A 22092-nucleotide genomic window follows, 5' to 3' on the forward strand; every position below is an offset into this window, starting at 1 on the left:
CACAAACAGCAAAAAACTCAAGGTTGACGCCTCGCGCCTGGCGGCTCAGTCTCCCCAGGGCTTTTTTCCAGACTCAAACAAGGAGGTCACCGATGCCCTTTGCAATGATCGACGGACAACCGCTCCATTATCTGGACCAGGGCCAGGGCCCGGTGGTGCTGCTGGGCAGCAGCTATCTGTTGGACCACACCATGTGGGCACCGCAGATTGACGCTTTGTCGAAACACTACCGGGTAATCGTTCCGGAATTATGGGGCCACGGCCAGTCCGGACGCTTGCCAGAAGGCATGTCCTCCCTGGACGACCTGGCCCGCCAGACGCTGTCGTTGATGGATCACTTGGATATTGACTGCTTCAACCTGGTGGGGCTTTCAGTGGGCGGGATGTGGGGTGCGCGGCTGGCACTGGCGGCGCCCGAGCGCGTGCAGTCGCTGGTATTGATGGACACCTACGTCGGTGTCGAGCCGGAGCCGACCCGGCTTTACTACTTCTCGCTGTTCGACAAGATCGAAGCCAGCGGCAGTATCCCCGAGCCGTTGCTGGACATCATCGTGCCGATCTTCTTCCGGCCAGGCATCGATCCGCAGTCAGCCCTCTACCAGCAGTTCCGCGCCACCTTGGCCGCGTTGCCGACCGAGCGCCTGCGCGACAGCATCGTGCCGCTGGGACGGATCATTTTTGGCCGGGACGACATCCTGCCGCGCCTGCATGAACTGGATGCCAAGCGCACGCTGGTGATGTGCGGCGACCAGGACAAGCCGCGTCCACCGTCCGAGGCGCTGGAAATGGCCGAGCTGATTGGTTGCTCTCACATGCTGATCCCCGAGGCTGGACATATTTCCAACCTGGAGAATCCGGAATTCGTGACAGAGGCGTTGCTGGAGTTCCTGCGTCGCTGAACTATCCCCATCGCGAGCAGGCTTGCTCCCTCAGGGATTTCGTAACCAATGCCAATCTACTGTGGGAGCGAGCTTGCTCGCGATTGCGGTGTGTCTGTCATATCAATGCTGACTGATCTGCCTCTATCGCGAGCAAGCTCGCTCCCACAAGGGGTCTGCAGTGAGGCTCGTCACTTCGGCCCGAGAATCTTCACCAGCTTGTCCGGCGACGGCGCGCCTTGCTGCTGTTGCAGGTCGCCTTTTTCATCCAGGTAGAAAATCGCCGGGGTGGAAGACAGTTCCAGTTCGTCCATCAACTGCTGGTTGGCGTCCAGTTTGGCCTGGATGGCGGGTGGGATGTCCTTGAGCGGTTTGAGCGGGCTGCCCTTGCCGGCCTTTTCATGCTCGGCCAGGGTTTTTTCCGGGTCCTTGGCGGCCAGCAAGGCAGCGGATTTACCCGGGCTGTCTTCGCGGATGATGCCCACCATGATGTGGCGCAACTGCACCTTGCCAGCCTTGACCCAAGGCCGGGCCTGTTCCCAGAACATGTTGCAGTACGGGCAGTTCGGATCGCTGAACAGATACACCGTACGCGGTGCGTCCTTGTTGCCGTCGGCGATCCAGTTGCTGGCTTCCATCTTTGCCCAGATTTCCTTGGCCATCGGGGCGTAGACCAATTTTTGCAGCGGTTCGGCGCTCAAGTCCTTGCCGTCGGCGTCGTACAGGTTGCCCAGCAGAACGTGTTTGCCGTCCGGCGTCAGGTACAGGGCCATGCCGCGGTTCTGGTATTGCGCCGCGTAGCCGCGCAGGCCGTCCGGTGCTTCGAAGGTGCCGACGATCTTCGCGCCCTTGGCTTCGATTTTCTTGATGGCCGCTGGCAAGTCTTCGGCGTGAAGCAGCGGTGCCTGTAACAACGCGCCGGCGAAAGCCAGGGTCAGCAGGTGGCGGAGGCGGGGCATGGCAGTTTCCTTGTTGGGAGTGGGTTCGCCGAGGTCGGATCCGGCGTTTCGAAGTTTTCCAGGGCGCGGGCCAGGCTCGCTTCCGACAGTTCACCCAGGTGACTGCCGAGCAGGCGGCCGTCGGCGCCGTAGAACAGCGTCGTCGGCAACGCCATTGACCCGACGGCCTGGGCGAGACGGCCACTGCCATCGAACAGCACGTTGTGCAGGCTCAGGCCCTGGGTGGCGAGGTAGGTACTGACGCTGTGCATGCCTTCGGCCTGGTTGACGAACAGGAATGTCAGGTCCGGGCGTTCCTGTTGGGCGGCTTCCAGCACCGGCATCTCGCGCCGGCAGGGCGGGCACCAGGTGGCCCAGAGATTGACCACCAGAGGCCCACCCTGATAGTCGGTGAGTTTGACGGTCTGGCCGTCGGCGTTGCGTAGCTCGATCTCCGGCAGCCGCGTGCCCTGGTCATAGATGGTCAGCGACATCGTCGCCACCAGCCAGAACAGCAGGCCGCTGCCGACACCAAAGCCCAATGGCCGACGCAGGGCCGGTCGGCGCCGCGCCCAAAGCAGCGCCGCGGCCAGCAGCACCAGGATCCCCGGCCATGCAAGGAAGCCGCCATCGCGCAGATCGATGATTTGCCACAGGTCGTCCCGATAGTGGCTCCAGTAGGCCACGACAAAACCTGTCCGCGCGGCGAGCAGCCCGAGGAGAAACAGCGCGAACAGCACCGATTCGGGGTTCTCGCCACCGCGCTTGGCCACTCGCCAGCCGATGAAAGTCGCCAATGCCAACGCGCTGATCAACAGGAGGTGATGGATAGCGATGGCAAAGGTGCCCAGGGTAAAAGTCAGCATCAGCCTGCGTCCCGGGTCAGGTTCCAACGTTCCAGGAAACCTTTGGCATCGATCTCGCCCGTGATGCGCTGGCCGCGGCGTTCCTCTCCGTCGGCTCCGATCCACAGCAGGCTTGGCGGGCCCGGCACCTGATAGCGCTGGAGCAGCGCTCGGCTGGCGGCGTTGTCGGCCGTGACATCAAGGCGCAGCAGGCGTACGTCTTTAAGCGCGGTCATGACTTCGGCGCGGCCAAACACCTGTTTCTCGATGATTTTGCACGACACGCACCAATCGGCGTAGTAGTCCAGCAGTACCCATTGGCCCTGGGCCTTGGCGCTGTCCAGTTCCCGTTGCAGGGCGGCGGGCTCGCTGACGGTGATGAAGGCGTCGTGGGCGTCGGCAGTCGCGTTGCCCCGGGCACCGCTGTAGACCTCCAGCGGCTTGAACAGGTCGTCGCTGCCGCCCGCCGCCCCGACCACCAGCAGGCTGCCCCACAACCCGAACAGCAGCGATACGCTGCCCCACAGATAGGGCGCGCGCCCGAACCCTTGGGTCTGGCGCCAGGCGCAATAGGCGGCTATCACCAGCAGCGCGCCCCACAGTCCGATCCACAGTGAGCCATCGATGACCGGACGGATCATGAGCAACGCGGTACCCAGGAACAAGAAGCCGAACACGCCTTTGAGCAGGTTCATCCAGGCGCCGGGCTTGGGCAGGAAGCGGTTGCCGACGGTCACCAGCAACAGCAGCGGCAGGCCCATGCCGACGCCCATGGTGAACAGGATCAGGCCACCGTGCAGCGCATTGCCGCTCTGGGCGATATACAACAGCGCGCCGGCCAGTGGCGCGGTCATGCACGGCCCTACCAACAGACCGGACAGCGCCCCGAGGACGCCAGCGCCCACCAGGCTGCCACCGCGGCGCTGACGGCCGGCGTTTTCCAAGCGGTCACGCAGGGCGGCCGGGAGTTGCAGTTCGAAGAAGCCAAACATCGGCAGGGCCAATACAACGAAGATTGCCGCGAAGGTACCCAGCAACCACGGCTGTTGCAGCAAGGCCTGCAGATTCGCCCCCAGCAGCGCGGCGAGCACGCCCATGGCGGCGTACACCAGCGCCATGCTGAACACGTAGCTGCCGGCCAATGCCAGGCCGCGCCGAGGGCCGGCGCCGCTGCCCACCACCAATCCCGCCAGGATCGGCAGCATCGGCAGCGAGCAAGGCGTAAACGCCAACAACAGCCCAAGGCCAAAAAACACCAGCAGGCTCCAGCCCAGCGCGCGCTGTTGCAAGCCGCTGGCCAGCGCCTGGTCCTGCGCCTCGCCAGTGTTTGCCAGCGACGGGCTGCCGCCCAGGTCTACCATTTGCGTCTGGGGCGGATAGCACAGGCCGGCGTCGGCGCAGCCCTGGAAACCGACCTTGATCTTGCCCGTGGCACCGGCGGGTATCTTCAGTTCCAGCGCCTGGCGATAGATTTGCTGGTCGCCGAAAAACTCGTCGCTGTGAGCCTCGCCCTCCGGCAGTTTCGGTTTCTGGGCCTCGGTGAGCCCATCGAACTTGAGGCGCTGTTGATATAGGTAGTAGCCGTCGGCGATCTGCCAGAACAGCTGTGTTTCACCAGAGTCCAGACGTTCGGAAGTCAACGCGAACGCCTTTTCCACCGGCAGGAAATCGGGTTTGGTTTCGAAGGGATTGGCGGCCTGGGCCAAGCCCGAGATCAGGAACAGCCACAACAAAAACAATCGACGCATGGATAAAAGCCTTAGAACGGAACAAGTGACGAGGACAATGGCGGCTGGCGATTAACCGTCGATTAACCCGGCGACGACCGGCAGGCAGCAATGATCGCCCATGTTGGCCGGACTCGTCGCATAATGTCGGCTTAATCGGCCGGCGGCCTAATGTACCTTTTTCCACGGGGCTTACCATGCGCGTACTGGTGTGCGAAGACGATGAGTTGATTGCCAGCGGGATCGTTGCCGGCCTCACGGCGCAGGGCCTGACGGTCGAGCACGTTGCCACCGCATCGGCGGCGCGGGCGATGGTCGGCGTGGCGGAGTTCGATGTCATGGTGCTGGACCTGGGATTGCCCGATGAAGATGGTCTCAAGCTGCTCAAGCAATTGCGCCAGCAGGGGCTGGAAACGCCGGTGCTGATCCTCACCGCCCGCGACTCGGTGACCGACCGGGTCGACGGCTTGCAGGCCGGCGCCGACGACTATCTGCTCAAGCCCTTTGACCTGCGCGAACTTGCGGCGCGCCTGCACACGTTGCTGCGGCGCGTGGCGGGGCGCAGCGTCAACCTGATCGAGCACGGTCGCCTGACCTACGACCCCAGCAGTCGGGAAACCACCCTCGACGGCCAGCCGGTGGATCTGTCCCGGCGCGAGCAGTCGCTGTTGCAGGCACTGCTGCACAGTCGTGGCCGGGTGCTGTCCAGCGAGCAACTCAAGGACAGCGTCTACGGGTTCAATGACGAACTGGAAAGCAACGCCCTCAACGTCCATATCCATCACCTGCGGCGTAAACTGGGTAACGGCATTGTCGAGACCGTGCGCGGCCTGGGTTATCGCCTGGGGCCGGCCGACGGTGGAGAGTCCTCCAAGTGATGAGCCTGCGACTGCGCCTGAGCCTGACCCTCGGCGCGGCCTTCGCCCTGATCTGGGCCCTGGCCGCGGCGTGGATGCTCAGCGACCTGCGCAACCAGATGATGTTCTCCCTCGACCAGCGCCTGGTGGCCTCGGCGCGGATGGTGGCCGGGTTGCTGGAGCAACTGCCGCCCTTGCCGACGAAGGGTGACGGCACGCATCTCAGCGCCGAGCAACTGAGTATTCCCGGAGGCATGGCCTGTCAGGTCAGCTCCTTGCGCGGCGAGATCCTGGCCCGCAGCCACGGCACCCCGGAACAGGTCCTGGAAGCCGAGAAGATGGGCTTCCACGACCAGATGATCGATGGCGCGCCGTGGCGCAGCTTCACCCTGGCCCAGGGCGACTTGCGCATCACCACCGCCGACCGCCAGATCGAACGCGAAGCCTTGAACATGTCGGTGTTGCTGGCCGCCTCGGTGCCGGTGGGGGTGGCGTTGCTCGGTTGCCTGTGCTTGTTGTGGCTGGGCATCGGCCAGGGGCTGGCACCGCTCAATCGCATGCGCGATGCGCTGATGCGGCGCAATGCCGATTCCCTGGAGCCCTTGCAGATCCATCCGCTGCCCAGCGAGTTGCAGCCGTTGCTGGAAACCCAGAACCAATTGTTCCAGCGCATCGGCAAAGCCATCGAGCGCGAGCGACGACTGACCGGCGACGCCGCTCACGAACTGCGCAGCCCGTTGACCGCCATCAAGACGCACCTGCAAGTGGCGCGCATGACTGAAGGGGCTGCCCGCGACCAGTCCCTGGCCCGGGCCGAAGAGGGCGCTGACCGCTTGCACCGCACCCTTGAACAGTTGCTGTTGCTGGCGCGGGTCGAAGGCAGCCTGTCGTTCGACGATGGCGTGCACTGCAACGCCGAGCAGGTTGCGCGGTTGGCGATCCAGGACTCTGCCAGCAATGAGTCCCGACGCATCAAGCTGCACCTGGCCCCAGGGCTGTCCGACGCACCCGTGCAGATGCCGGCGGTGCTCTCCATCGCCGCCCTGCGCAATCTGCTGGATAACGCCCTGCGCCATACCCCGGACGATACCGATGTGGAATTGAGCCTGGAAATGGTTGGCCAGCGCGTGCGCTTCCAGGTCCGCGACCATGGCCCCGGCATCGCCGCCGACGACATCCAGCACTTGACCCAGCGCTTCTGGCGCAACGGCCAGAGCACCGGCTGCGGGCTGGGGCTGGCGATCGTCCAGGCCATCGTCCAGCGTTGCGGCTGTGGCCTGCATTTCGACAGCCGCCCGGATGGGTTGCGGGTCGAATTGACGATGCCGGTGCAGGCAACCGTTGTTAAGTAGGTGATTGCGTGGCGAGGGAGCTTGCTCCCGCTGGACCGCGAAGCGGGCTTGGATCCACCGCCGCGGACCGCCAGACCCACCGCACTCTCTGACTTTGGGGCTGCTGCGCAGCCCAGCGGGAGCAAGCTCCCTCGCCACAGTGTTTCAGGCTGCGCCCCAAGCGTATTGGTAATACCTCGGCGTGGTTGTTGTACATCTGCTGTAACGACCTGCCATTGGCGCACTGGCGTTATCCGGGTCTATGTTTTTTTCAGCTCGACTCAAGGACTGAGGAAAACCGCGCCATGGACACCTTCATTGAAATCTGCACGGCCACGCCCAGCGATGCCGGCATCATCAGCCGGATCGCCGAGCGCTCCATCCGGGTCGGGTGTGCCGCCGAACACCGCAACGATCCCACTGTCGTGGCCGCCTGGGTGCGCCACAACACCCTCGCGTATATTCGCCCCTGGCTGATCGACCCACGGTTGCGCCTGACCCTGGCACGTTTGCAGGGTCGCCCGGCGGGTGTCGCCATGGCCACGGCCAGTGGCCGGATCGCCTTCTGCTATGTGCAGCCAGAATCCTTCCGCCGGGGTGTCGGCCAGGCGCTGGTGGGAGACATCGAGACCTGGCTGCGCGGGCGCGGGGTGGCCCGGGTGCGCCTCAACAGCACCCGTTCCAGCCAGGCCTTCTATCGGCACCTGGGCTTCGAGCAAAGCGCCGAGGCCTTTGCCCTTGGCGGGGTCAAGGCCGTCGCGATGCACAAGCCACTGATCGCGCCGACGGCGAAAGTGCTGTCCGAGAGTAAATCCCCCCGTGGCTGATGCGTTTCCTCAACAGGAAACCTGCATGTGCGCCCCGACCGGATGCGCACCTGCCCGGTGTGCCGTTTGGGTCACTACCTATTGCGGGGTCGAGAGATGTCAGTCGCCAACAGCCTTATCGAAGCACAGCCGGCGCGGGTCAGCCCCGTGCCGGCCGAGACGCTCTACCAATTCAATGAATCGCCGCTGCTGGCTCGCCAGAGTCGGCAGGAGTCCAATGCCCGCAGCTATCCACGGCGGATTCCCCTGGCCCTCAAGCGCGCCAAGGGGTTGTACGTCGAGGACGTCGAAGGCCGCACCTTCATCGATTGCCTGGCCGGGGCCGGCACGCTGGCGCTGGGGCATAACCACCCGGTGGTGATCGAAGCGATCCAGCAGGTGTTGGCCGATGAGTTGCCGTTGCACACCCTGGACCTGACCACGCCGGTCAAGGACCGGTTTGTCCAGGATCTGTTCGGCCTGTTGCCGGCGCCGCTGGCTGCCGAGGCGAAGATCCAATTCTGCGGCCCCACCGGGACCGACGCGGTGGAAGCTGCCCTCAAACTGGTGCGCACCGCCACCGGACGCAGCACCGTGCTGTCGTTCCAGGGCGGTTACCACGGCATGAGCCAGGGCGCATTGAGCCTGATGGGCAGCCTGGGACCGAAGAAACCCTTGGGCGCCTTGCTCAGCAACGGCGTGCAGTTCATGCCGTACCCCTACGATTACCGCTGCCCGTTCGGGCTGGGCGGTGCCGAGGGCGTCAAGGCCAATCTGCATTACCTGGAAAACCTGCTGCACGACCCGGAGGCCGGCGTGCAATTGCCGGCGGCGGTCATCGTCGAGGTGGTGCAGGGTGAGGGCGGGGTCATTCCCGCCGACCTGGACTGGCTGCGCGGCTTGCGGCGAATCACCGAGCAGGCCGGGGTGGCGTTGATCGTCGACGAAATCCAGAGCGGCTTCGGCCGTACCGGCAAAATGTTTGCCTTCGAACATGCCGGGATCATCCCCGACGTGGTCGTGCTGTCCAAGGCCATCGGCGGCAGCCTGCCGCTGGCGGTGGTGGTTTACCGCGATTGGCTCGACACCTGGCTGCCGGGCGCTCACGCCGGCACCTTTCGCGGCAACCAGATGGCCATGGCCGCCGGTTCCGCAGTGATGCGCTACCTGCAAGAGCACGACCTGCCGGCCCATGCCGCGGCCATGGGCGAACGCTTGAGCGAGCACCTGCACATCCTCCAGCGGGACTTCCCGCAACTGGGCGATATCCGCGGTCGCGGGCTGATGCTCGGCGTTGAACTGGTTGATCCGACGGGTAAGCGGGATGCCCTGGGTCATCCGCCGGTACATGCGCAGCTGGCGCCACGCCTGCAACGCGAATGCCTCAAGCGCGGGCTGATCCTGGAACTGGGCGGTCGGCAGGGTAGCGTGGTGCGGTTCCTGCCACCGTTGATCATCACCCGGGCGGAAATCGACCGGGTCGCCGAGATTTTCGGGCGAGCCCTGCAGGCGGCGATCACTGACCGTTAATTTTCACCCGACCCTATACGTTCCTTTCATATCCTGGCTGCGCATGTGATGCAGCGAACCTCGAGCATAGATGGAGAGACACCCATGACTTCAGTATTCGACCGCGAGGACATCGTCTTTCAGGTCGTGGTCAACCACGAAGAACAGTATTCGATCTGGCCAGACTACAAGGCCGTGCCCGAGGGCTGGCGCACCGTAGGCAAGAGCGGGTTCAAGAAGGAATGCCTGGCCTACATCGAAGAAGTCTGGACCGACATGCGCCCGCTGAGCTTGCGCAAGAAGATGGAAGAGCAGGCGGCTGCGGCCCACTGAATCTAGAACCTGTAGCAGCAAGGAAGCTTTCCACAGGAGGGCTGCGGGAAATACAACTCCTGCAGTCACACCAGACCCACTGTGGGAGCGAGCTTGCTCGCGATAGCGGAGTGTCAGCCAGCATCAATATTGCTGATCCGCCGCAATCGCGAGCAAGCTCGCTCCCACAGGGTCCGGTCGGTGTTATAGCTATTGCCCAATCAAAAAATCAATCAACGCCCGTGCCGCCGCCGGCAATTGCCGATGGGGCGGATAGATGATTGAAAACGGTCGGCTGCGCCCGCCAACGTCTTCCAGCAGCACCACCAGTTCCCCGCGCTCGATTCGCTCCCGGACGATGAATTCATAGGTCTGGCAGATCCCCATCCCGGCCTGGGCCAGGGACACGATGCCCAATACATCGTCCGACACCTGGACATTGCCCGCCGGCAGCCATTCCCGATCTTGCTGGTTCTCGCGAAATAGCCAAGGTGCGATGCGTCCGCTGCTGGGCATCACGAAGGGCAGGCAGGCGTGGGCCGCCAGTTCATCGACGTGCCGGGGCGTTCCGGCGCGTGCCAGGTAGTGCGGCGCGGCCACCAGGCAAAGGCGGGCGTCTTCGAGCTTGCGGCCGACCAGCCCACTGTCCGGCAATGGCCCGAGACGGATCGCCAGGTCATACCCCTCGGCCACCAGGTCGACATTGCGGTTGGTAATGCTCAGCTCGACCCGAACCTGTGGAAAAGCCTGGACGAAACGCGACAGCAGCGACGGCAGGCGGTAATGGCCGTAGGTGGTCGGCACGCTCAGGCGCACGCGACCAGTCAGGACGCCGTCCTGGCCTTGGATTCGCCGCTCCGCATCGTCAATCAGGGCAAAGGCCGAGCGCGACTGTTCCAGGTACAACGTGCCGGCATCGGTCAGGTTCAGCCGCCGGGTCGTACGACGCAACAACTGCACGCCGAGCCGAGCTTCGAGGCGGGAAATGGCGCGGCTCAGGACCGAAGGCGTGGTTCCCAGCGCCACGGCGCCGGCGCTGAGAGTGCCTTTTTCCACGACCGTGACGAAGGCTTCCACGTCGGCCAGATGATCGAATCGACGGGGCATTGTTGCCTCCAGGGGCCAGGTGATGTTCCGGGCAGCCAGTTTATCGCCGGTAAGCGCATCAATACAGTGAGCGCATCTTTTATCGAAGCGTCCTGGAGTCATCATGAAAAAGCTCACTACCTTGGCAACGTCTGTCGTTCTGGCAGGCATCAGCGTCGCGGCCCATGCCGATAACGTACTGGTGGTCTTGTCGGATGCCAATCACCTGGACCTGAAAAATGGCCAGGTCTTCTCCACCGGGTTCTACCTCAACGAATTGCTGCAACCGGTGAAACGCTTGCTGGAGGCGGGTCACCAGGTGACGTTCGCAACGCCCGAGGGCAAGGCGCCGACGCTGGACCGTTCCTCGGTGGACAAGATGTATTTCAACAATGACTCGGCGGAGCTTGAGCGTTACCAGGCGTTGCTGGGGCAGTTGAAGATCACCTCGGCCAAGGACTCACCGGTGATCAGCCTGGCCCGTGTCGAGCAGATCGGCCTGGACCGGTTCGATGCCCTGTACATCCCGGGCGGGCATGCGCCGATGCAGGATTTGCTCACGAGCGCGCCGCTGGGGCGGGTGCTGACGCATTTTCATGACAAGGGCAAGACCACCGCGCTGGTCTGCCATGGCCCTATCGCGCTGCTGTCGACCATGACCGATGCCCAGGGCTTCGTTGGCCAGTTGGCAGCCAAAGGCCAGGCCTCGGCCAAGGCCAGCTGGATTTATGCCGGGTACAAGATGACGGTGATCAGCAATCAGGAGGAAGAATTGGCCAAGGGGCTGCTGGGTGGCGGGAGCATGAAATTCTACCCGCAGAATGCGTTGGAGCAGGCGGGGGGCCAATACAGCAGCAACACATCACCCTGGACGTCCCATGTGGTCATGGATCGTGAGTTGATCACCGGCCAGAACCCGGCGTCGGCGCTGGAGGTGGGGAAGGTGTTGGTCGAGCGGTTGAAACACTGATCCAGGAACACCACGGATTCTCCTGTGGGCGATTCCCTTGTGGGAGCGAGCTTGCTCGCGATTGCGGTTCGTCAGCAGCATTGGTGTTGGCTGACACTCCGCTATCGCGAGCAAGCTCGCTCCCACAGGGTTTTCCCACAGGTTTTAGTGGTGTAGTGGGTTTACTTGAACCGCCGCTCCACCCCTTTCTCCACCAGGATCTTCGCCGAAATCTCTTCCACGGAAAAATGCGTGGAGTTGATATGGGGAATGTTCTCCCGCCGGAACAGGTTTTCCACCTCGCGCACTTCGAACTCGCACTGGGCGTAGCTTGAATAACGACTGTTGGGCTTGCGCTCGTTGCGGATCGCGGTGAGGCGGTCCGGGTCGATGGTCAGGCCGAACAGCTTGTGCTGGTGGGCGCGCAGGGCGCTGGGCAGTTGCAGGCGCTCCATGTCGTCTTCCGTCAATGGATAGTTGGCCGCGCGGATGCCAAATTGCATTGCCATGTACAGGCACGTCGGTGTCTTACCACAACGCGACACACCCACTAGGATCAGGTCGGCCTTGTCGTAATAATGCGTGCGGGCGCCATCATCGTTGTCCAGCGCGAAGTTGACCGCCTCGATCCGCTCCATGTAGTTGGAGTTGTGGCCAATGGAATGGGACTTGCCGACCGAGTAGGAAGAATGCTCGCTCAGTTCCTGTTCCAAGGGCGCCAGGAAGGTGGAAAAAATGTCGATCATGAAACCATTGGACGTTGCGAGAATCTCACGGATGTCCTGATTGACGATGGTATCGAAGATGATCGGGCGGAAACCGTCGGTTTCGGCGGCTTTATTGATTTGCTGTACCATGGCCCGCGCCTTGTCGACACTGTCGATGTACGGACGTATGAATTTGGCGAAGGTAATGTTTTCGAACTGTGCCAACAGGCTTTGGCCTAGCGTTTCGGCCGTGATGCCGGTGCCGTCGGAGATAAAGAAAGCAGATCGTTTCATTTGCGCCTTGGGCCTTAAGCTAGTGAGCTAGTGACGATTCTTGGATATGATAGGCGCGATTTGCCGGCCACCATTGGCCCGCATTCTCACTTATTTTCCAGGTCCAGGCCATATCGCCGGCAAGCGCTCCCCTGGAGCCGCCGGTGCCTTGAGCTTTTCCAACACAGTTAGTGGAGAGATCACCTTGGTAGAGTACGTAGTTTCCCTCGATAAGCTCGGCGTCCATGATGTGGAGCATGTGGGGGGCAAGAACGCATCCCTGGGCGAGATGATCAGCAACCTCGCCGGTGCCGGCGTATCGGTGCCAGGTGGCTTCGCCACGACCGCCCAGGCTTATCGTGATTTCCTGGAACTGAGCGGCCTGAACAAGCAGATCCACGATGCGCTCGATGCCCTGGACGTCGACGACGTCAATGCCCTGGCCAAGACCGGTGCCCAGATCCGCCAATGGATCATGGAAGCCGAGTTCCCCGAGAAACTGAACGCCGAGATCCGCACCGCTTTCGCCAAGCTGTCCGAAGGCAATCCCGACATCGCCGTCGCCGTGCGTTCCTCGGCCACCGCCGAAGACCTCCCGGATGCCTCCTTCGCCGGCCAGCAGGAAACCTTCCTGAACATCCGTGGCGTGGAAAACGTCATCCGCGCCGCCAAGGAAGTCTTCGCCTCCCTTTTCAACGACCGTGCCATTTCCTACCGCGTGCACCAGGGCTTCGACCACAAATTGGTCGCCCTCTCCGCCGGTGTGCAGCGCATGGTCCGCTCCGAAACCGGCACCGCCGGCGTGATGTTCACCCTCGACACCGAGTCGGGCTTCCGTGACGTGGTGTTCATCACCGGCGCCTACGGCCTGGGTGAAACCGTCGTGCAAGGCGCGGTGAACCCGGACGAGTTCTACGTTCACAAAGGCACGCTGCAAGCCGGTCGCCCGGCCATCCTGCGTCGCAACCTGGGCAGCAAGGCCATCAAGATGATCTACGGCGACGAAGCCAAGGCCGGTCGCTCGGTGAAGACCGTCGACGTGGACAAGGCCGAGCGCGCGCGTTTCTGCCTGACCGACGCTGAAGTCGGCGAGCTGGCCAAGCAGGCGATGATCATCGAGCAGCACTACAAGTGCCCGATGGACATCGAGTGGGCCAAGGACGGTGACGACGGCAAGCTGTACATCGTGCAGGCCCGTCCGGAAACCGTGAAGAGCCGCACCCAGGCCAACGTCATGGAGCGCTACCTGCTGAAGGAAACCGGCACCGTGCTGGTGGAAGGCCGGGCCATCGGCCAGCGCATCGGCGCGGGCAAGGTGCGGATCATCAAGGACGTCTCGGAGATGGACAAGGTCCAGGCCGGCGACGTATTGGTATCCGACATGACCGACCCGGACTGGGAACCGGTGATGAAGCGCGCCAGCGCCATCGTCACCAACCGCGGCGGGCGTACCTGCCACGCGGCAATCATCGCCCGTGAACTGGGAATCCCGGCAGTGGTCGGTTGCGGCAACGCCACCCAACTGCTCAAGGACGGCCAGGGCGTGACTGTTTCCTGCGCCGAAGGCGACACCGGCTACATCTTCGAGGGCGAACTGGGCTTCGACATCAAGAAGAACTCCGTGGACGCCATGCCGGAGCTGCCGTTCAAGATCATGATGAACGTCGGCAACCCGGATCGTGCCTTCGACTTCGCGCAATTGCCGAATGCCGGCGTGGGCCTGGCCCGCCTGGAGTTCATCATCAACCGCATGATCGGCGTGCACCCCAAGGCACTGCTGAACTACGACGGCCTGCCCCAGGACATCAAGGACAGCGTCGACAAGCGCATTGCCGGCTACGACGATCCGGTCGGTTTCTACGTCGAGAAGCTGGTGGAAGGCATCAGCACCCTGGCGGCGGCGTTCTGGCCGAAAAAAGTCATCGTGCGCCTGTCGGACTTCAAGTCCAACGAATATGCCAACCTGATCGGCGGCAAGCTCTACGAGCCGGAAGAAGAGAACCCGATGCTGGGCTTCCGAGGTGCGTCGCGCTACATCAGCGAATCGTTCCGCGATTGCTTCGAACTCGAGTGCCGCGCCCTCAAGCGCGTGCGCAACGAGATGGGCCTGACCAACGTCGAGATCATGGTGCCGTTCGTGCGGACCCTGGGCGAAGCGAGCCAGGTGGTTGACCTGCTGGCGGAAAACGGCCTGGCCCGTGGCGACAATGGCCTGCGCGTGATCATGATGTGCGAGCTGCCGTCCAACGCCATCCTGGCTGAAGAATTCCTCGAGTTCTTCGACGGTTTCTCCATCGGTTCCAACGACCTGACCCAGCTGACCCTGGGCCTGGACCGCGATTCCGGGATCATCGCCCACCTGTTCGACGAGCGGAACCCGGCGGTCAAGAAGCTGCTGGCCAACGCCATTGCCGCCTGCAACAAGGCCGGCAAGTACATCGGCATCTGCGGCCAGGGCCCTTCGGACCACCCGGACCTGGCCAAATGGCTGATGGAGCAAGGCATCGAAAGCGTTTCGTTGAACCCGGACTCCGTGCTGGAAACCTGGTTCTTCCTGGCCGAGGGTCAGGCGGCGGTCTGATCGAGTGAAGGGGCCGCGCCGATAATGTCTGCCGGGTAACCTTGTGGGAGCGAGCTTGCTCGCGATGGCGGAGTGTCAGCCGATATTAATTTTGCTGACCCACCGCAATCGCGAGCAAGCTCGCTCCCACAGTTTTCCGGTGATCAGTTTCATTGGCCCCTTTTGATTGAAGTAGGGCGGGCTCCACAAGGATGCCGCCCTTTTTTGTGCAAGAAGATTATGCAAAGCAGCAGCAACCTCTTTCCTGTCGCCCTGATCAGCGCCGAGCGGCGCGGTGATCTGAGCGAAGACGTCTATCGCTTGAAACCCGGCAACAGCCCGGACGCCAGCGTCGAACTGGCCGTCACCCGGCTGGGCATGGCTGATCCCGGCGAAACCCGTGGTGTCCCGGTGATTCTGTTGCACGGCAGTTTTTCCAACCGGCGTTTCTGGTATTCGCCCAAAGGCCTCGGCCTGGGCGCGTACCTGACGCGCCTGGGATTCGATGTCTGGATTCCCGAAATGCGCGGCCATGGCTTATCCCAGCGTAACCAGGGTTATCGCCACAATCGGGTGGCTGACTACGCCCGTTACGACCTGCCGGCCATCGGCGCCTTCGTGCGTGAGCAGAGTGGGCAAGTGCCTCACTGGATCGGTCATTCCCTGGGGGGCATTACCCTGGCGGCAGCCTTGGGCGGCCACTACCTGGGCGAGCCTGCGGTGGCTTCCGCGGCGTTTTTCGGCACCCAGGTCAGCCGCACCTACTGGCCGTTGAAGATCCCGCCGGTGGAATGGAGCGGCCGCTTCATCCTCAAGCGCTTTGCCCAGTTGTCCGGTTCAAGGCTCAAGCGCGGCCCCGAGGACGAGCCCATTGGCCTGGCCCTGGAAAGCATGCGCTGGTACGGCCTGTTCGGGCGTTTCGGCGATGCCGAGAAGAACTGGTGGGCCGGGTTGGCCGATGTTCAGTTGCCGGTGCTGGCGGTGAGTGCCGCGGGCGATCACCAGGACCCGACTTGGGCGTGCCGCAAACTCTTCGATCAGATCGGTTCCACGCACAAGCAATTTGTCTGTCTGGGTCGGGGACAGGGTTTCAGTGACGATTTCGGTCACGTCGAGATGCTGGTCAGCAAGGCCGCCCACCTTGAGGTCTGGCCGTTGGTGGCGCGCTGGCTCGAGGATCAGCAGGCGCCCCTGCTGGGTGAACAGCCCCAGTTGGCCGAGGCGGTTTGAGGCGAAGGCTCTGACAAGGGCATTTCGCTCTGGTCTGCTTGCGGCTAAGATATGACGCTTCAAGCGGTTCCGGTCACAAACGGTTGCCATTCAATCTGACGTTCCAGCCTTTCAGGAGTTGTTCGATGAACCATTACCTCACGCCCGACCTGTGCGACGCCTACCCGGAACTGGTGCAGGTGTTGGAGCCGATGTTCAGCAATTTCGGTGGCCGCGATTCCTTCGGCGGCGAAATCGTGACCATCAAGTGCTTCGAGGACAACTCGCGGGTCAAGGAGCAGGTTGAACTCGATGGCAAGGGTAAAGTGCTGGTTGTGGATGGCGGCGGGTCGCTGCGCCGGGCCCTGCTGGGTGACATGCTGGCCGAGAAAGCGGCTAAGAATGGATGGGAAGGCCTGGTGATCTACGGCTGCATCCGTGACGTCGACGTCATCGCCCAGACCGACCTTGGGGTCCAGGCCCTGGCCAGCCATCCGATGAAGACCGATCGGCGTGGTGTCGGCGAACTCAATATAGCGGTGACCTTTGCCGGCGTGACGTTCCGCCCGGGCGAGTATGTCTATGCCGACAACAACGGCGTGATCGTTTCGCCAAGCCCACTGAAGATGCCTGAATAAAGTACCGCAGTCATAAGGGATGAGGATGTTCGAGGAAGAAAACGCGCAATGGGGGCTGGTGCATGCCCTGGTGCTGGACGGTAAAGGCGGCGCGCGTTCCATAGCCCGGACCGAACTCGACGAATTGCAGCTGCAGGCCCACGAAAGCCTATGGCTGCACTGGGATCGCAGTCATCCGCAAACCCACACCTGGCTGCGCAAATCCAGCGGCCTGAGCGAATTCAACTGCGACCTGCTGCTGGAAGAGAATACCCGGCCGCGGTTGTTGCCGTTGCCCAACGCCGAATTGCTGCTGTTCCTGCGGGGAATCAACCTCAACCCGGGCGCCGAGCCTGAAGACATGGTCTCGGTACGGATCTTCGCGTCCGCCCAGCGGGTGATCTCCCTGCGCCTGCGGCCGTTGCGCGCCACCGATGAATTGTTGGCGCAACTGGCCGAGGGCAAGGGGCCCGAGAACGCTTCCGAACTCATCCTTTATATGGCGCAATACCTCACCGACAAGGTGCAGGACCTGGTCACTTGCCTCTCGGAAATCGTCGATGGCGAGGAAGAAAAACTCGACGCCGACGAACGGTATGCTCCCGAGCATGACGCCATTTTGCACATCCGTCGAAGGGCTGCCGGACTCAAGCGATTCCTGGCGCCACAGCGAGATATCTTCGGCCAGATGTCGAGGATCAAGTTGCCCTGGTTCGTCGAGGACGATGGCGACTATTGGAACGAATTGAACAACAGCCTGACCCGTTATCTCGAAGAGCTGGAATTGACCCGAGAGCGCGTGGGGCTTGTGCTGGAGGCCGAAGACCGGCGCCTGTCGGTGCGCATGAACCGGACCATGTACCGCTTCGGCATCATCACCGGGATTTTCCTGCCGATGAGTTTTCTCACCGGCCTTTTAGGTATCAACGTCGGCGGCATTCCGTTTTCCGAAAGCCCCTACGGTTTCATGGTCGCGTGCCTGCTGATGATCTGCGTCGCGACGGGGCAGTGGTTGTTGTTCCGTCGTTTGCGCTGGGTGTGATGGGGTTTCATGTGACCCGACGAAATGTGATCGCGTCTTCCACAGACATCACGAGAGGTGCGTATGCACGATCCGTTTGAACAGTCTTTGCGCGACATGCTCAAGGCTTCGCCGTCCAGCCGGGACGACGACGCATGCTTGGGGCGTGTACTGAAAACCGCCAACCGCCAGGTCGGCGCGGGCGATCTGTTCAGCCTGCTGGGCCGCTGGTTGCCCGCGCTGATGATCGCCCTGAATAATGGATCGGCCCATGTCTCGCCGGTTTCCCGCCGTAAACCTGTTACTCGCACCGCTGATAAGGCTGATTGAATATGGAACTTGATCTCTGGACCCAGAGCCTCGTCACGGCAATGACTGCGTTGTGGACCAAGGTAGCTAACTTCATCCCGAACCTCTTCGGCGCGCTGGTGGTGCTGTTGCTGGGTTTTGTCGTGGCCAAGTTGCTGGACACGCTGCTGTCCAAGCTGCTCGCCAAGCTGGGTCTCGATCGCTTGATGGGCGGCACCGGCCTGACCAAGTTGCTGTCCCGTGGCGGCATCCAAGTGCCGATCTCGACCCTGGTCGGCAAGATCGTGTACTGGTTCGTATTGTTGATTTTCCTGGTTTCCGCAGCAGAATCCCTTGGCCTTGAGCGAGTTTCGGCTACGCTCGATATGCTCGCGTTGTATTTGCCGAAGGTTTTTGGTGCCGCGCTGGTGTTGCTGGTCGGTGTCCTGCTGGCGCAACTGGCCAATGGGCTGGTGCGCGGTGCGGCCGAAGGCGTCGGGCTGGATTACGCCGCTGGCGTGGGGCGTATCGCCCAGGGCCTGGTGATTATCATCAGTATTTCGGTGGCGATCAGCCAGTTGGAGGTCAAGACTGACCTGCTCAACCATGTGATCGTGATCGTATTGATTACCGTTGGTCTGGCGGTTGCGCTGGCAATGGGATTGGGAAGCCGGGAGATCGCCGGTCAGATTCTTGCGGGAATCTATGTGCGTGAATTGTATGAGGTTGGGCAACAAGTGCGTGTTGGCGAGGTCGAAGGCCAGATCGAAGAGATCGGCACGGTGAAAACCACATTGCTGACCGAGGAGGGCGAACTGGTGTCGCTTTCCAATCGGATCTTGCTGGAACAGCATGTGAGTAGCCGCTAACCCGGCAAATCCTGCTAATGTATGCCGCCGCGAAATGCCTGCTAGCCCAGGCTGCGGCGCACATTGACCTAGACTGTCGGCCCGACTTGTTTTGAACAAACCCCAATCGCTATCCACGCGCTACGACCCCCGTGATCTCTCCGATGAGGAGTTGGTCGCGCGCGCGCATACGGAGCTGTTTCACGTAACACGCGCCTATGAAGAGTTGATGCGTCGTTACCAGAGAACTTTATTTAACGTTTGTGCGCGCTATCTCGGGAACGATCGTGATGCTGACGATGTCTGTCAGGAGGTGATGTTGAAGGTGCTGTATGGCCTGAAGAACTTCGAGGGGAAATCGAAGTTCAAGACATGGCTTTATAGCATCACGTACAACGAATGCATCACGCAGTATCGCAAGGAACGGCGAAAGCGTCGCTTGATGGACGCGTTGAGCCTGGACCCTCTCGAGGAAGCGTCGGAAGATAAGGCGCCCAAGCCCGAGGAAAAGGGTGGACTCGATCGCTGGCTGGTCTATGTAAACCCGATCGACCGGGAAATTCTGGTGCTACGATTTGTCGCAGAGCTGGAATTCCAGGAGATCGCAGACATAATGCATATGGGTTTGAGCGCGACAAAAATGCGTTACAAGCGCGCTCTTGACAAATTGCGTGAGAAATTTGCAGGCATTGCTGAAACTTAGTTCGGCGCAAATATCTCTTACGTGTAGGCAAGTTCTGATAGACTTGCCGCCGAGTTGTCCCCCGGTTTGCGGGACTGCTTCACAATCACCAGATGGGGATTTAACGGATGAAACTGAAAAACACCTTGGGCTTTGCCATTGGTTCTTTGATTGCTGCCACTTCGTTCGGCGCTCTGGCACAAGGCCAAGGCGCAGTTGAAATCGAAGGCTTCGCCAAGAAAGAAATGTTCGACAGCGCTCGTGATTTCAAGAACAACGGCAACCTGTTCGGCGGTTCGGTTGGTTACTTCCTGACCGACGACGTTGAACTGCGTCTGGCCTACGACGAAGTGCACAACGCACGTACCGAAGACGGCACTAACGTTAAGGGCGCGAACACCGCTCTGGACGCTCTGTACCACTTCAACAACCCAGGCGACATGCTGCGTCCTTATGTTTCGGCCGGTTTCTCCGACCAGAGCATCGACCAGAATGGCAGCAACGGTCGTAACCGTTCTACCTTCGCCAACGTTGGTGGCGGCGCCAAGCTGTATTTCACTGACAACTTCTACGCCCGTGCTGGCGTTGAAGCTCAGTACAACATCGACCAGGGCGACACCGAGTGGGCTCCTAGCGTTGGTATCGGTGTGAACTTCGGTGGCGGCTCCAAGCCAGCTGCTGCTCCAGTTCCAGCACCTGCTGAAGTCTGCTCCGACAGCGACAACGATGGCGTGTGCGACAACGTCGACAAGTGCCCTGACACCCCAGCCAACGTAACTGTTGACGCTGATGGCTGCCCAGCTGTTGCTGAAGTCGTTCGTGTTGAGCTGGACGTTAAGTTCGACTTCGACAAGTCGGTCGTTAAAGAAAACAGCTACGGCGACATCAAGAACCTGGCTGATTTCATGAAGCAGTACCCAGCTACCAGCACTACTGTTGAAGGTCACACTGACTCCGTCGGTCCTGACGCTTACAACCAGAAGCTGTCTGAGCGTCGTGCAAACGCCGTTAAGAACGTTCTGACCAACCAGTACGGTGTTGAATCGTCCCGCGTTCAGTCTGTTGGCTACGGCGAATCCCGCCCAGTTGCCGACAACGCCACTGACGCTGGTCGTGCAGTTAACCGTCGCGTAGAAGCGCAGGTTGAAGCTCAAGCTAAGTAATTAGCCCACAGCTTTGGAAAAGCCCGGCCTAGGCCGGGCTTTTCTTTGCCTGCGATTTATGGAGATCCCGGGGGGAAGACAAGACCTGTGGGAGACCTGTGGGAGCGAGCTTGCTCGCGATGGCGGTCTGATGGCTTGATCGGGTACATATCTGTTGCTGCGGTAACGGCTACTTAGGGTTCCGCCCTTACGGCGGGTCACTTTTTTCAGACGCCAAAAAAGTAACCAAAAAGGCTTGCCCCACCACTCGGCACCTCGCTAAGGCTCGGTGTGCCCTCACTCCAGCATTGCTCCGTGGGCCGCCGCGAAGGGCCATCCATGGCCCAGCGCGGCTATCCCGGCATCCATGCCGGGATGCCCACTCCACAATGCCTGCGTTCGGCCATCGTGGTTAACGGGGCCTCCAGATCAAAAGCAAAAGCGAGGCGGCCTGAGAGCCGACCTGGCTCTTTCGGTCGTACACCCATCAGATCTGTGAGAGCAAAGCCTGCTCGCGAGGCGGCCTGATAGCCGACCTGGCTCTTTCGGTCGTACGCCCATCAGATCTGTGGGAGCAAAGCTTGTTCGCGATGCGGCCTGACAGCCGACCTATCTCTCCCGGTCATACGCCGATCCAACTGTGGGAGCGAGCTTGCTCGCGATGGCGGTGTGTCAGTCAATGTATTTCTAACTGAACCACCGTCATCGCGAGCAAGCTCGCTCCCACCGGTTTTGGGGTGTCTGCTAGAGGGCGCAAACCTGGGCCAAAGCCGGCGGTGAGGCGGCCAGTTCGGCTGCTTCGGCCACGGCGCCAATCACCAGGATCGCCGGGCTCTTGAGCTGGAAGGCGCTGGCAGCGGCTTCCATCGAGGCCAGGTCGCTGCGGCAGTCACGCTGGTGGGGCAGGGAGGCGTTTTCGATCATGGCCACGGGCGTGTTCGCCGCCAAGCCGCCGGCCAGCAGTTGCTCGCGGATCTCGCTCAGCTTCGCCACGCCCATGTACACCACCAAAGTGGTCCCGCTTTGGGCCAGGGCTTGCCAGTTCAGGCTGCTGCCGTCCTGGGTGTGGGCCGTGACCAGGGTCACGCCCCGGGCAATCCCGCGCAGGGTCAGTGGAATATCGCATTGGGTCGCCCCCGCGAGGCCGGCGGTGATGCCATTGACCATCTCCACCTCGACGCCACGCTCGCGCAGCCACTGCGCCTCTTCACCGCCGCGGCCGAAGATGCACGGGTCGCCGCCCTTGAGGCGCACCACGCATTTGCCCTGGCGGGCATAACGCAGCATCAATCGATGAATGAAGGCCTGGGGGGTGGAGCGGCAGCCGCCGCGCTTGCCCACGGCAATGATGCGTGCAGCGGGGCAATGCTCCAGCACCGCGGCATTGACCAGATCGTCGATCAACACCACGTCGGCCTCGCCCAAGGCGCGCACGGCTTTGAGGGTCAGTAATTCAGGGTCACCGGGACCTGCACCCACCAGCCAGACTTTTGCGTTCATAGTGTTT

21 protein-coding genes are annotated in these 22092 nt (G+C 61.8%); 15 read left to right on the forward strand and 6 right to left on the reverse strand.

Annotated features, from left to right (window positions below):
* Window positions 1-92: 92 nt before the first annotated feature.
* Entirely contained in the window at window positions 93-899 is an 807-nt protein-coding gene (locus tag J3P85_RS08765; RefSeq protein ID WP_434705500.1) for an alpha/beta fold hydrolase, read from the forward strand.
* A gap of 170 nt (window positions 900-1069) precedes the next feature.
* Here J3P85_RS08765 and dsbG read toward each other — a convergent pair whose 3' ends face one another.
* From dsbG to dsbD, 3 genes are read right to left on the reverse strand one after another with little or no spacing between them, the layout of a single operon-like run.
* On the reverse strand, window positions 1070-1837 hold the full coding sequence (gene dsbG, locus J3P85_RS08770; protein ID WP_434705501.1) for a thiol:disulfide interchange protein DsbG: 768 nt from the start codon (window positions 1835-1837) through the stop codon (window positions 1070-1072).
* Window positions 1813-2682 carry a TlpA family protein disulfide reductase gene (locus tag J3P85_RS08775; RefSeq protein WP_411386902.1) on the reverse strand — a complete coding sequence of 290 codons (870 nt, stop codon included), beginning with the start codon at window positions 2680-2682 and terminating at the stop codon, window positions 1813-1815. The genes dsbG and J3P85_RS08775 overlap by 25 nt, the downstream gene beginning before the upstream one ends.
* Window positions 2682-4409: a protein-disulfide reductase DsbD gene (gene dsbD, locus J3P85_RS08780; RefSeq protein ID WP_434705502.1), complete on the reverse strand. Its 1728-nt coding sequence runs from the start codon at window positions 4407-4409 to the stop codon at window positions 2682-2684. Before dsbD ends, J3P85_RS08775 begins: the two co-directional genes overlap by 1 nt.
* 176 nt (window positions 4410-4585) lie before the next feature.
* On the opposite strand from dsbD, the gene J3P85_RS08785 reads away from it, so the two are divergent.
* The 5 genes from J3P85_RS08785 to J3P85_RS08805 all read left to right on the forward strand — a co-directional run bounded on the left by J3P85_RS08785 (window position 4586) and on the right by J3P85_RS08805 (window position 9224).
* A complete protein-coding gene (locus J3P85_RS08785) occupies window positions 4586-5266 on the forward strand; it encodes a response regulator (protein ID WP_434705503.1) in 681 nt (226 codons plus the stop codon).
* Complete coding sequence (locus tag J3P85_RS08790; protein ID WP_434705504.1) at window positions 5263-6597, forward strand: ATP-binding protein; 1335 nt, start codon at window positions 5263-5265, stop codon at window positions 6595-6597. Before J3P85_RS08785 ends, J3P85_RS08790 begins: the two co-directional genes overlap by 4 nt.
* A gap of 284 nt (window positions 6598-6881) precedes the next feature.
* The gene (locus J3P85_RS08795; RefSeq protein WP_434705505.1) at window positions 6882-7403 is read left to right on the forward strand and encodes a GNAT family N-acetyltransferase; all 522 of its coding nucleotides are present in this window, start codon (window positions 6882-6884) and stop codon (window positions 7401-7403) included.
* Window positions 7404-7499: 96 nt separating this feature from the next.
* The gene (locus J3P85_RS08800) at window positions 7500-8912 is read left to right on the forward strand and encodes an aspartate aminotransferase family protein (protein ID WP_434705506.1); all 1413 of its coding nucleotides are present in this window, start codon (window positions 7500-7502) and stop codon (window positions 8910-8912) included.
* Between the two features lie 84 nt (window positions 8913-8996).
* Window positions 8997-9224 carry an MbtH family protein gene (locus J3P85_RS08805; protein WP_063322270.1) on the forward strand — a complete coding sequence of 76 codons (228 nt, stop codon included), beginning with the start codon at window positions 8997-8999 and terminating at the stop codon, window positions 9222-9224.
* A gap of 189 nt (window positions 9225-9413) precedes the next feature.
* Here the strand turns inward: J3P85_RS08805 and J3P85_RS08810 are convergent, their stop codons facing one another.
* Complete coding sequence (locus tag J3P85_RS08810) at window positions 9414-10310, reverse strand: LysR family transcriptional regulator (RefSeq protein ID WP_434705507.1); 897 nt, start codon at window positions 10308-10310, stop codon at window positions 9414-9416.
* A 103-nt stretch (window positions 10311-10413) separates the two neighbouring features.
* Between J3P85_RS08810 and J3P85_RS08815 the strand changes: the two genes are divergently transcribed.
* Window positions 10414-11259: a type 1 glutamine amidotransferase domain-containing protein gene (locus tag J3P85_RS08815; RefSeq protein WP_434705508.1), complete on the forward strand. Its 846-nt coding sequence runs from the start codon at window positions 10414-10416 to the stop codon at window positions 11257-11259.
* Window positions 11260-11420: 161 nt separating this feature from the next.
* On the opposite strand, the gene ppsR is transcribed toward J3P85_RS08815, so the two are convergent.
* A complete protein-coding gene (ppsR, locus tag J3P85_RS08820) occupies window positions 11421-12239 on the reverse strand; it encodes a posphoenolpyruvate synthetase regulatory kinase/phosphorylase PpsR (RefSeq protein WP_003199510.1) in 819 nt (272 codons plus the stop codon).
* A gap of 184 nt (window positions 12240-12423) precedes the next feature.
* Between ppsR and ppsA the strand changes: the two genes are divergently transcribed.
* From ppsA to J3P85_RS08860, 8 genes are all read left to right on the forward strand, one after another.
* Complete coding sequence (gene ppsA, locus J3P85_RS08825) at window positions 12424-14799, forward strand: phosphoenolpyruvate synthase (RefSeq protein ID WP_434705510.1); 2376 nt, start codon at window positions 12424-12426, stop codon at window positions 14797-14799.
* A gap of 219 nt (window positions 14800-15018) precedes the next feature.
* Complete coding sequence (locus J3P85_RS08830; protein ID WP_434705511.1) at window positions 15019-16008, forward strand: alpha/beta fold hydrolase; 990 nt, start codon at window positions 15019-15021, stop codon at window positions 16006-16008.
* Between the two features lie 125 nt (window positions 16009-16133).
* Window positions 16134-16625 (forward strand): ribonuclease E activity regulator RraA, encoded by a 492-nt coding sequence (gene rraA / locus J3P85_RS08835; protein WP_186705306.1) that lies wholly within the window; start codon window positions 16134-16136, stop codon window positions 16623-16625.
* Window positions 16626-16650: 25 nt separating this feature from the next.
* A complete protein-coding gene (locus tag J3P85_RS08840; protein WP_434705512.1) occupies window positions 16651-17646 on the forward strand; it encodes a zinc transporter ZntB in 996 nt (331 codons plus the stop codon).
* 63 nt (window positions 17647-17709) lie between these two features.
* Entirely contained in the window at window positions 17710-17955 is a 246-nt protein-coding gene (locus J3P85_RS08845; RefSeq protein WP_014337331.1) for a hypothetical protein, read from the forward strand.
* A gap of 2 nt (window positions 17956-17957) precedes the next feature.
* The gene (locus J3P85_RS08850; protein ID WP_003199523.1) at window positions 17958-18782 is read left to right on the forward strand and encodes a mechanosensitive ion channel family protein; all 825 of its coding nucleotides are present in this window, start codon (window positions 17958-17960) and stop codon (window positions 18780-18782) included.
* A gap of 91 nt (window positions 18783-18873) precedes the next feature.
* Complete coding sequence (gene sigX / locus J3P85_RS08855; protein WP_003183614.1) at window positions 18874-19464, forward strand: RNA polymerase sigma factor SigX; 591 nt, start codon at window positions 18874-18876, stop codon at window positions 19462-19464.
* A 107-nt stretch (window positions 19465-19571) separates the two neighbouring features.
* Window positions 19572-20606, forward strand: a complete 1035-nt coding sequence (locus tag J3P85_RS08860) for an OmpA family protein (RefSeq protein ID WP_186705304.1) — start codon at window positions 19572-19574, stop codon at window positions 20604-20606.
* A gap of 723 nt (window positions 20607-21329) precedes the next feature.
* Here the strand turns inward: J3P85_RS08860 and cobA are convergent.
* Window positions 21330-22085, reverse strand: coding sequence for a uroporphyrinogen-III C-methyltransferase (cobA, locus tag J3P85_RS08865; protein ID WP_434705513.1), 756 nt, complete (start codon window positions 22083-22085; stop codon window positions 21330-21332).
* Window positions 22086-22092 lie beyond the last annotated feature (7 nt).

Origin of the sequence: Pseudomonas sp. Z1-12 (assembly GCF_051132015.1) — a bacterium.
GTDB lineage: Bacteria > Pseudomonadota > Gammaproteobacteria > Pseudomonadales > Pseudomonadaceae > Aquipseudomonas > Aquipseudomonas zanjanensis.